This is a genomic window from Streptomyces filamentosus (assembly GCF_014654895.1).
Taxonomy (GTDB): Bacteria; Actinomycetota; Actinomycetes; order Streptomycetales; family Streptomycetaceae; genus Streptomyces; species Streptomyces filamentosus.
In genome coordinates this window covers 140,241-150,000 of record NZ_BNBE01000003.1, presented here as the reverse complement: position 1 = coordinate 150,000, position 9,760 = coordinate 140,241, and the positions used below count along the sequence as shown (strand labels likewise).

At 74.8% G+C, this 9,760-nt stretch carries 10 protein-coding genes and 1 other RNA gene (1 of these 11 running past the window's edge); 5 read left to right on the top strand and 6 right to left on the bottom strand.

Features of this window, described 5'->3' with window-relative positions:
• Both IE326_RS28165 and IE326_RS28160 read right to left on the bottom strand, forming a co-directional pair.
• Nucleotides 1-91, bottom strand: the 5' end (the start) of a protein-coding gene (locus tag IE326_RS28165) for a hemerythrin domain-containing protein (RefSeq protein ID WP_190043682.1). The gene continues 398 nt to the left of window position 1, outside the view; the window shows 91 of its 489 coding nt (coding positions 1-91); its start codon is at nucleotides 89-91; its stop codon lies beyond the left edge, outside the window.
• A 15-nt stretch (nucleotides 92-106) separates the two neighbouring features.
• Nucleotides 107-1,387 (bottom strand): Bcr/CflA family multidrug efflux MFS transporter, encoded by a 1,281-nt coding sequence (locus IE326_RS28160; protein WP_190043681.1) that lies wholly within the window; start codon nucleotides 1,385-1,387, stop codon nucleotides 107-109.
• A 77-nt stretch (nucleotides 1,388-1,464) separates the two neighbouring features.
• Here IE326_RS28160 and IE326_RS28155 point away from each other — a divergent pair, with 77 nt between their 5' ends.
• Nucleotides 1,465-2,475: a Gfo/Idh/MocA family protein gene (locus IE326_RS28155; RefSeq protein WP_190043680.1), complete on the top strand. Its 1,011-nt coding sequence runs from the start codon at nucleotides 1,465-1,467 to the stop codon at nucleotides 2,473-2,475.
• Between the two features lie 7 nt (nucleotides 2,476-2,482).
• Here IE326_RS28155 and IE326_RS28150 read toward each other — a convergent pair whose 3' ends face one another.
• Nucleotides 2,483-4,126, bottom strand: coding sequence for an alkaline phosphatase D family protein (locus IE326_RS28150; protein WP_190043679.1), 1,644 nt, complete (start codon nucleotides 4,124-4,126; stop codon nucleotides 2,483-2,485).
• A gap of 167 nt (nucleotides 4,127-4,293) precedes the next feature.
• On the opposite strand from IE326_RS28150, the gene IE326_RS28145 reads away from it, so the two are divergent.
• Nucleotides 4,294-5,040, top strand: coding sequence for an SDR family oxidoreductase (locus IE326_RS28145; protein ID WP_150227892.1), 747 nt, complete (start codon nucleotides 4,294-4,296; stop codon nucleotides 5,038-5,040).
• Between the two features lie 192 nt (nucleotides 5,041-5,232).
• Here IE326_RS28145 and IE326_RS28140 read toward each other — a convergent pair whose 3' ends face one another.
• Complete coding sequence (locus IE326_RS28140; RefSeq protein WP_190043678.1) at nucleotides 5,233-5,565, bottom strand: nuclear transport factor 2 family protein; 333 nt, start codon at nucleotides 5,563-5,565, stop codon at nucleotides 5,233-5,235.
• A gap of 151 nt (nucleotides 5,566-5,716) precedes the next feature.
• Here IE326_RS28140 and IE326_RS28135 point away from each other — a divergent pair, with 151 nt between their 5' ends.
• Entirely contained in the window at nucleotides 5,717-6,151 is a 435-nt protein-coding gene (locus IE326_RS28135) for a ricin-type beta-trefoil lectin domain protein (protein ID WP_150227894.1), read from the top strand.
• Nucleotides 6,152-6,197: 46 nt separating this feature from the next.
• Here the strand turns inward: IE326_RS28135 and rnpB are convergent.
• An RNA gene (gene rnpB / locus IE326_RS28130) (RNase P RNA component class A) lies at nucleotides 6,198-6,596 on the bottom strand.
• 89 nt (nucleotides 6,597-6,685) lie between these two features.
• Between rnpB and IE326_RS28125 the strand changes: the two genes are divergently transcribed.
• Both IE326_RS28125 and IE326_RS28120 read left to right on the top strand, forming a co-directional pair.
• Entirely contained in the window at nucleotides 6,686-7,504 is an 819-nt protein-coding gene (locus IE326_RS28125) for a MerR family transcriptional regulator (RefSeq protein WP_190043677.1), read from the top strand.
• Complete coding sequence (locus IE326_RS28120) at nucleotides 7,482-8,354, top strand: hypothetical protein (protein WP_190044236.1); 873 nt, start codon at nucleotides 7,482-7,484, stop codon at nucleotides 8,352-8,354. The genes IE326_RS28125 and IE326_RS28120 overlap by 23 nt, the downstream gene beginning before the upstream one ends.
• Here IE326_RS28120 and IE326_RS28115 read toward each other — a convergent pair.
• Entirely contained in the window at nucleotides 8,299-9,747 is a 1,449-nt protein-coding gene (locus tag IE326_RS28115) for an RNB domain-containing ribonuclease (protein ID WP_190043676.1), read from the bottom strand. The genes IE326_RS28120 and IE326_RS28115 overlap by 56 nt on opposite strands.
• Nucleotides 9,748-9,760 lie beyond the last annotated feature (13 nt).

Sequence of the window (9,760 nt, the reverse complement as noted above, 5' to 3'; positions counted from 1 at the left end):
CCGCGTCGCCGCCGAGGTCGGTGACGGCCTCGTGCTCGGCGATGAACTCCTTGATCAGGGGGATGTCCCGGCAACCGCAGTAGTGGCACATCCCCGGATCGTCACATCAGGCGGCGGTCTTCTCCGGGGCGGCGCGCCACGGGCGGCACAGGAGGAGGAAGGCGGCGAGGGCGGCGACGGCGCAGGCGAGCTGGACGACGGCCATGGGGACGGCGGTGTGCTCCCCCGCGATGCCGACGAGCGGGGAGGCGACGGCACCGATGAGGAAGGAGGAGGTGCCGAGGAGGGCGGAGGCGGAGCCGGCGGCGTGCGGGGTGCGCATGAGGGCCTGGGCGTTGGTGTTCGGCATGGCCAGGCCCATCGCGGACATGAGGACGAAGAGTCCGGCGGCGATCGGGACCAGGCCGACCTCGCCGAAGACGCCGGTGGTCATGAGGAGCAGGGCCGTCGCGGCGAGCAGGATGACGGAGAGGCCGAGGCCGAGGGCCTTGTCGAGGCTGACGCGGCCGACGAGCAGCTTGCCGTTGATCTGGCCGACGGCGACGAGGCCGACCGAGTTGAGGCCGAAGAGGAGGCTGAAGGTCTGCGGGGAGGCGCCGTAGATCTCCTGGACGACGAAGGGTGAGGCGGAGATGTAGGCGAAGAGGGCGGCGAAGGCGAGGCCGCCGGCCAGCATGTAGCCGGTGAAGACGCGGTCGGCGAGCAGGCCGCGCATGGTGCGCAGGGCCTGGCCGACGCCACCCTCCTGGCGTCGCTCCGGGGGCAGGGTCTCGTGGAGGAAGCGGTGGGCGACGAGGGTGAGGAGGACGCCGATGACGGCGAGGACGTGGAAGACGCCCCGCCAGTCGGTGAAGCGGAGGATCTGGCCGCCGATGAGGGGGGCGACGACGGGGGCGACGCCGGAGATCAGCATGAGGGTGGAGAAGAAGCGGGCCATCTCGACGCCGTCGTAGAGGTCGCGGACGACGGCCCGGGCGATGACGATGGCGGCGGCGCCCGCGAGTCCCTGGAGGAGCCGGAAGGCGATGAGGAGCTCGATGCTCGGGGCGAGGGCGCAGACGGCGGTGGCGAGGACGTAGACGACCATGCCGGCGAGGAGGGGGCGGCGGCGGCCCCACTTGTCGCTCATCGGGCCGACGACGAGCTGGCCGAGGGCCATGCCGGCGAGGCAGGCGGTCAGGGTCAGCTGGATGGTGGCGGCGGGGGCGGCGAGCGAGCGGGTGACCTCCGGCAGGGCCGGGAGGTACATGTCCATGGAGAGCGGGGGGAGGGCGGTGAGTCCGCCCAGGACCAGGGTGACCAGGAGTCCGGCCCGCCGCGCGGCGGGAACGGCCGGGGCGGGTTCGGTTATGTGATCTCGTGTTGCCTTCTGGCCGCTTTCCGGCATCGACCGCTCCATTTCGTTGAAATCTTGCCTATGCTCTCAGCTCGATCAGACTGATCGATACCTCTGGGGTGGGTGGCATGAGCGACACGGTGCGGTGGGGGATCCTCGCGACGGGCGGGATAGCGGAGCGGTTCGTCACGGACCTGGCGGGGCTGGCGGGCGCCGAGGCGGTCGCGGTGGCGTCCCGTACGGAGGCGTCGGCGCGGGCCTTCGCGGACCGGCTCGGGATACCCCGGGCGTACGGGGACTGGGACGGGCTCCTCGCCGACCCGGACGTGGACGTGGTGTACGTGGCGACCCCGCACCACGCCCACCGGGAGGCGGCCGGACGGGCGCTGGCGGCGGGGAAGGCGGTCCTCTGCGAGAAGGCCTTCACGCTGAACGCCCGGGAGGCCGGGGAGCTGGTCGGGATCGCCCGGGAGCGGGGCCTCTTCCTCATGGAGGCCATGTGGATGTACTGCAACCCGCTGGTCCGGAAGCTCGCCGAACTGGTGCGGGACGGGGCGGTCGGGGAGGTGCGGACCGTGCAGGCGGACTTCGGGCTCGCCGGTCCCTTCGAGGCCGGCCACCGGCTGCGGGACCCCTCGGTCGGCGGCGGGGCGCTGCTCGACCTGGGCGTGTACCCGGTCGCCTTCGCGCAGCTGCTGCTCGGCGAGCCGGACTCGGTGCAGGCGCACGCGCGGATCTCGCCGGAGGGCGTGGACCTGAACACGGGCATGCTGCTCGGCTGGGAGTCGGGGGCGTCGGCGCTGCTGTCGTGCTCGCTGGAGGCGGACACGCCGCTGACCGCCGCCGTGACGGGGACCGCGGGGCGGATCGAGGTGCCGCGCGGCTTCTTCTTCCCGGAGCGGTTCACGCTGTACCGGGAGGGGGCGGAGCCGGAGGAGTTCGTGAACGGCGACGACCCGCACTCGATGCGGCACGAGGCCGCCGAGGTGATGCGGTGCCTGCGGGCCGGGGAGACGGAGTCGCCGCTGGTGCCGCTGGACGGGACGCTCGCGGTGATGCGGACGCTCGACGCGGTGCGGGACCGCGTCGGCGTCCGCTATCCGCAGGAGGCGGGCCTTCAGGGGGCCGCCGCCGGGTAGGGGCCGCTCACGCGGGTGTGAGGCCGGGGTTGCCGGCCTCCGTCACGAAGGAGGCGGCGGTGGTGACCGGGGCGCCCGGCGTCGTCACGTACGGGACCGTGCGGAAGTCGGCGCGGGCGCTCTCCTCGCCGAGGGCGACGGTGACGTAGCCGCGCCGGCCGTTGAAGAACCGCAGGTGCGGGTTGGCCTGCGTCAGCTTGTCGTAGTTCGACGGGCGGTCGGAGCCGTCCTTGCCGCTGGCGATCGAGGTGGCGACGATCTCGGTGCCGACGGTGCGGGAGGCCGGGTCGCGGAAGTCGGCCTTGAGGTCGAAGCCGTAGCCGACGTGCACGTCGCCGGTGAGCACCATCAGGTTCTCCACCCCGGCGGTCTCGGCGCCCGCGAGGATCCGCGCGCGGGAGGCGGGGTAGCCGTCCCAGGAGTCCATGGAGAGCTTGAAGTCGGCGGTGGAGCGGTCGCGGCGCTCGGCGAACACGACCTGCTGCGGCAGGACGTTCCAGCGGGCGCCGGAGGAGCGCCAGCCGTCGAGGAGCCAGCGCTCCTGGGCGGCGCCGGTCAGGGTGCGGGCCGGGTCCTCGGAGAGCGGGCCGGGGACCTGCCAGCCGTCGCCGTACGCCTGGTCGGAGCGGTACTGGCGGGTGTCGAGGATGTCGAACTGGGCGAGCCGGCCGAAGCTCAGCCGCCGGTACAGCTTCATGTCGGGGCCCTCGGGGAGCTGGGGGCGGCGCAGCGGCTGGTGCTCCCAGTAGGCGCGGTAGGCGGCGGCGCGGCGGAGCAGGAACTCCTCGGGCGGGACGCCGTTCTCGGGGATGCCGCCCGCGTAGTTGTTCTCGGTCTCGTGGTCGTCCCAGGTGACGACGAAGGGGTGCGCGGCGTGTGCGGCCCGCAGGTCGGGGTCGGACTTGTAGAGGCCGTAGCGGAGGCGGTAGTCCTCCAGGGTGATCGTCTCGCGGTTGAAGACGGCCGGGAGGGTGCGGTCGGTGTAGGCGCGGGCGCCGCCGGTGGCGTTGACGGCGTACTCGTAGAGGTAGTCGCCGAGGTGGAACACGACGTCGAGGTCCTCGTCGGCGAGGTGCCGGTAGGCCGTGAAGTACCCGTCGTGGTACGCCTGGCAGGAGACGGCGCCGAGCCGGAGTTCCGCGGGGCGGGCCCAGGGTGCGGGGGCGGTGCGGGTGCGGCCGGTGGGGCTGGTCCAGTCGCCGGCGCGGAAGCGGTAGAAGAACTCGCGGCCCGGCTCCAGGTGTTCGACCTCGACGTGCACGGTGTGGCTGAACTCGGGGTGGGCGGTGGCGCGGCCGCGCCGCACGGTCCGGGTGAAGCGCTCGTCGCGGGCGAGCTCCCAGTGGACGGAGACGCGCTCGGCGGGCAGGCCGCCGCCGGGCTCGAAGGGGCGGGGGGCGAGCCGGGTCCACAACAGGACGGAGCCGGGCAGCGGGTCGCCGGAGGCGATGCCCAGGGTGAACGGGTCCTCGGTGATGCGGCGGCCGTCCAGTTCGGCGGCGGCGGCCGTGCCGGCGGCGGGCAGCTGGGTGGCGAAGGCGAGCGCGGCGGCGGCGCCGGCCGTGGTGAGGAACCGGCGGCGGCCGAAGTGGCGCGCGGCGGCGCGGAGTTCCTCGCTGTGGGCTGCGGTGTGGCGCGGTGCGGGTGTCATGTGCCCCTCCCCTGACGGTTGGTGTCCGTCGGTATTCGAGGGGGCGGGGGCGACATCGCATTGTCGGGGACAGGTCATCCACGTGTCGGACGGATGAGTTCATGGGGCACGCGTCTGGCGTACGCTGCGCGGCCGGGAGCGACACGAGGCTGGAAGGCTGGTTCGGCATGGCGGGCATCGCTGTGGTGACGGGAGCGGGTTCGGGCATCGGCCGGAGCGTGGCACGGGCCCTCGCGGAAGCGGGCTGGTCGGTGGCGCTGGCGGGCCGGCGGCTCGCGCCCCTGGAGGAGACGGCGGAGGGCCTGGCGCCGGAGCGGACGCTGTGCGTGCCGACGGACGTGACGTCACCCGGGGAGGTGACCGCCCTCTTCGACGCGGTGCGGGACCGTTTCGGCCGGGTCGACCTGCTCTTCAACAACGCCGGTACGTTCGCGGGCGGCGGCACTCCGGTGGAGGAGCTGTCCTACGAGACCTGGCGGTCGGTGGTCGACGTCAATCTGACGGGCGCGTTCCTCTGTGCCCAGGCGGCCTTCCGGGCCATGAAGGAGCAGTCCCCGCAGGGCGGCCGGATCGTCAACAACGGTTCCGTCTCGGCGCACGTGCCGCGCCCGCACTCGATCGCGTACACGGCGACGAAGCACGCGATGACGGGCCTCACGAAGTCCCTGTCGCTGGACGGGCGCCCGTACCGGATCGCGTGCGGGCAGATCGACATCGGCAACGCCGCCACCGACATGACGGCCCGCATGCGGACCGGGATCCTCCAGGCCGGCGGCGGGCTGGCGGTCGAGCCGGTGATGGACGCGGCGGACGTGGCGGCGACGGTCGTCCACATGGCGGGGCTGCCGCTGGAGGCGAACGTGCAGTTCGCGACGGTGATGGCGACGGCGATGCCGTACATCGGGCGGGGCTGAGGCGGGACGGCCGCCGGGGACGTCTCCCGGCGGGGGTGTCCCCCGGGGGCGGCGGGGCGGCCCGGCGCGGACGTCCCTCCGGAATGGCGGGGCGGGTGCCGACGTCGGGACGGCCGGGGGACCCCGGCGGGAACGGCCGAGGTGTCCCCTGGCAGGAACGGCCGAGGTGTCCCCCGGCGGGAACGGCCGGGGTCAGTCGGCGGGGGCCTGGCCGGTCTCGAAGCGGGTGACCTTGCCGTGCTCGACGGTGAAGCGCCAGGCGGTCCGCATGGAGCCCCAGGTGTCGTTGGTGTAGGCGGCGACGAGCGCGCGGCCGCCGTCCGTCTCGCTCTCGACCTCCATCCGGCCGTTCGAGGAGAACGCCTCCCGTTCGGTCCACTGCGCCAGGTCGCGCTCGGACCCGTCGTCGGACATGGTCGCGCCGGGGGCGAGGGCGGCCGCGAAGGCGTCCCGGTCGTGGGCGTTCAGCGCGGTGACGAAGGCGCGCACGGCGGGGTCGGAGAGCTGTTCCACGGGGATGGTCATGGTCCAGGCGTACCCGCCGCGCGGCTCCGCTCCCCGCTCCGGTGCCGGGGATGGGCCAGTCGGGCGAGGCGCCGTGGCGGCCTCCGGCGGCCCGGCGGGCGCCCCGGGCACTATCGGGGGGACCAAACCCGCCTTCCCCGCTGGAGGAGCGATGTCGGAGCAGGACCGGATCGTCAGGCTGTACGCGAAGGGGGCCCCGGTGGGGGTCCACGACGGGGGGCTGGCCGGCTTCCCGGGCGAGGGGCACCGCGCCGTCGAGTGGGCGGTCGGCGAGGCGGACGGCGGTTTCCGCCTCACCGTCAAGGGCACCGAGGACACCGTCACGGCGCCCGGCACGGACCGCGCCCGGGCGCTGGTCCGCCCCGACGGCTCCCCGGCCTCGGTGTGGCGCCTCCAGCGGGTCACCCCGGAGGGCCTGACGGCCGTGGGCTCCCCGGCGGACCTGCGGACCGGCACGTACGTCATCACCCAGAACGGCCTCGCGCTCGGCCGGGACCTCTTCGAGGAGCCCTCCCCCGCGCCGAAGCCGGTGGTGATCCGCACGGACGACCGGGAGCCGCACTGGACGGTGGAGGTGCTGATCTGAGGATCGCGGGGGGGGCGAGGTGGGGCCCCTGAGGGGCCCTGAGGGGCAGACGAGTCGGGCTGTACGCCGGGTTCTGTACCCCGGGACCTCGCGGTCGTCGGGGTGACGGCCATCCATCTAGGGCCGGCGTTGCCGCCGGCCTCGTGCGGTCTACCCGCGAACTCGGGCGAGCAGCCCTCGATCATTCGCGCAGGGACACCGGGGTGTCCCCTCTTGACCTTGCTCCGGGTGGGGTTTACCTAGCCGCCTGAGTCACCTCAGGCGCTGGTGGTCTCTTACACCACCGTTTCACCCTTACCGAGGGCCGAAGCTCCCGGCGGTCTGTTCTCTGTGGCACTGTCCCGCGGGTCACCCCGGGTGGCCGTTAGCCACCACCCTGCTCTGTGGAGCCCGGACGTTCCTCGGGGAGATCCGGGGATCTCCACGCGGCCGCCCGCCCGGCTCGTCTGCCGTGCCGACCATGCTACCCGCCGCGGCGGGGGCGGGCGGACAGCGCTTGACCTTGTCGCGACGTCAGGGTTTCTACTGGGGGGCATGCGCATCGGCGAGATCGCCGCGCTCGTCGGGGTCACGCCCCGGGCGGTGCGGCACTACCACCATCTGGGGCTGCTGCCCGAACCCGCGCGGCGGGCCAACGGCTACCGGGAGTACGGGATCCGGGACGCGGTGCTGCTCGCCCGGGTGCGGCGGCTGACCGAGCTGGGGCTCGGCCTCGACGAGGTGCGGGACGTGCTCGCCGGCGATGCGGGGCGGGAGCTCGTGGAGGTACTGGAGGAGCTGGACGCCGATCTCGCCCGGCAGGAGGCGGTGGTCCGGGAACGGCGGGCGCGGCTCGCGGGGCTGCTCGACGCGGCGCGGGCCGGGCGGCTCACCGCCGAGGGGCCCGTGTCGCCGGAGCTGGCGGCGCTGCTCGCCGGGGTGGGCGAGCTGCCGGACTCGCCGATGGCCGTGAAGGACCGGGAGATCCTCTCCCTGCTCGACACGGTGGTGCCGGAGGCGGAGCGCGCCCGGCTGATGGGGCTGATGCACGAGGTCGCGGGCGGTGCCGGGCACGTCTACGGGCTGCTCGACGCGCTCGTCGACGCCGGGACCGGGGATCCCCGGGTGGAGGAGGCGGCGCGGGCGCTGGCCGGCGTGCTGCCGGACGGGATCGGCGGCTTCGCGCTGCCGGCGGAGGGGTCGGGCGGGCTCGCGGACGTGTTCTTCGCGGAGCTCGCGCCGGCCCAGGCGGCGGCCGTGCGGAGGGCGATCGGGCTGGTGGCGGAGCGCCATGACGGGGGTCGGGGCGGGGGTCGGGGCGGGAGTGGGGATCGTGGGAGGGGTGAGCGGGATGAGGGTCGTGGGCGGGCGTGAGCGGGGGGTCGTGACGCGGGTGCCGAGGGCGGTCGCGTACGCCGCGCTGCCCGCCGAGCTGGTGCTGTTCGGGCTGCTGCTCGGCGGGGTGCGGGTGCCGGAGGGGGTGCTGGTCGGCGGGGAGGCGGTGGTGGCGGCGCTGCTCGCCGCCGAGGGGGTCGTGTGGCTGCGGCTGCGGCGGCGGGGACTGTCGCGGCGGGAGGCGCTGGCGGAGCTCGTACCGGAGAGGGTGCTGCGGCTGGTCGGGCACGAGCTGGCGCTGCTGGCGGGGCTGGGGCGGTGGGTGGCGCGGCGGCGGCACGGGACGGAGGGCGCGGAGGGGGTGTTCCCGCACGCCCGGGACCAGGCCGCCCTGATGTACGGCTTCGCGTTCGTCTGCCTGGTCGAGACGGTCGGGATGTCGTGGCTGCTGGCCGAGTGGCCGGTGGTGCACGCGGTCGTGTTCGTCCTCGACGCGTACACGGTCCTCTTCGTCCTCGGGCTGCACGCGGCGTCCGTGACCCGGCCGCACGTGCTCGGCGGCGGGCGGCTGCGGGTCCGGCGGGCGGCCCACGTGGACGTGGACGTGCCGTTGGAGCGGATCGCGGCCGTCCGGCAGGAGAACCGTTTCACCCATGAGAAGCGGGAGGGCGAGCTCAACCTGGACGTCGGGTCGCGGACCTCCGTCACCCTTGAGCTGTCCGCACCGGTGGAGGTGGTCGGGCTGCTCGGCCGGGGGCGGCCCGTGACGACCGTGCGGCTGCACGCCGACGACCCGAAGGCGCTGTACGAGGCGGTGCGCGACGCCGTCGCCGTCACGCGGGAGCGAACAGCACCTTCGCCCGGCCCGGATCCGCTTCCGACAGCCTGACCCGCATCCACTGCCCCAGCGGCAGCGGCGCCGTGCCGCCCTGGACGCGGGCGACGACCGCCGGGTCGTCGAGGTGGACGGTGCCGACGGAGGGTTCGCGCTCCTTGACGTCGATCACGTACGCGTCGAAGAGTTCGCCGACCCGGCCGCTGAGCAGCGCCGCCTCCACGACGTCGACGGACTCCCGCTCGACGGTGCCCGCGCGGCGCGCGCCGGCGGCCATCTCGTCGGGGAGGTGCGGCAGTGCGGCCCGCACCCACTCGGGCGGCTCGTGCCCGGCGACCGCCGCCACGCACAGCTCGGAGGCGTACCGGTCGACGAGGCGGCGCAGCGGGGCCGTGCAGTGGGTGTACTCGTCGGCGACGGCCGCGTGCACCGCCGGGTCGGGCAGTTTCCCGTCGGTGAAGACGGTGTAGCCGGCGCCGCGCAGCAGGGTGGTGCACTCCTGGAGGAAGGCGGCCTGGCGCGGGTCGGTGGGGTCGGCGTTCCTGACCACCTCCGCGTACGGCACGTGGTGCGGCCAGTCGACGCCGAGGGCCTGGGCGGAGCGGCGGAGCCGGGCGACGGCGCCGTCGGGGGCGACCGGCAGGGTCCGCAGGATGCCGGTGCCGGCGGCGGTCATGAGGTCGGCGGCGGCCATGCCGGTGAGGAGGGAGATCTGCGCGTTCCAGCCCTCGGCGGGCAGCGGCGCCCGGTAGGCGAGGGTGTAGCCGTGGCCGCCGGGGACCTCGACGATCTCCTGTTCGGGGACGCCGAGGGAGATCCCGCCGCGCTCGACCTCGCGCTCCTCGCGGAGCCGGCCGATGTCGCGGAGCAGGGCGAGGGGTTCCTCGGCGGTGCCGGAGTCGATCTGCCGCTGGACGGTGGCGTAGTCGAGCTTGGCGCGGCTGCGGACCAGGGCGCGGCGCAGGTCGGTGGCGACGCGGCGGCCCTCGGCGTCGAGGTCGACGCGCCAGAGCAGGGCCGGGCGGGGCTCGCCGGGCAGCAGGCTGGCGGCGCCCTCGGAGAGGACCGGCGGGTGGAGGGGCACCTTGCCGTCGGGGAAGTAGAGGGTGAGGACCCGCCGGTGGGCCTCGGCGTCGATCGCCCCGCCGGGCGCGACGAAGGCGGCGACGTCGGCGATGGCGTAGTGGACGCGGTAGCCGCCGTCGGCCCGCCGGGCCAGGTGCACGGCCTGGTCGAGGTCGGTGGAGGTGGGCGGGTCGATGGTGAGGAACGGCAGGTCGGTGGCGTCGTCCGCGGGGAGCCGCGGGTTCTTCGCGGCGGCCTCGGCCTCGGCGAGCACGTCGGGCGGGAAGCCCTCGGGGACCGCGAGCCCGGTACGGAGTGCGCGCAGGGCGGCCCGCAGCGGAGCCTCGGCTGCGCCGGTCACGTGGATGTGGCGGCGGGGCATGGAACCGAGCGTA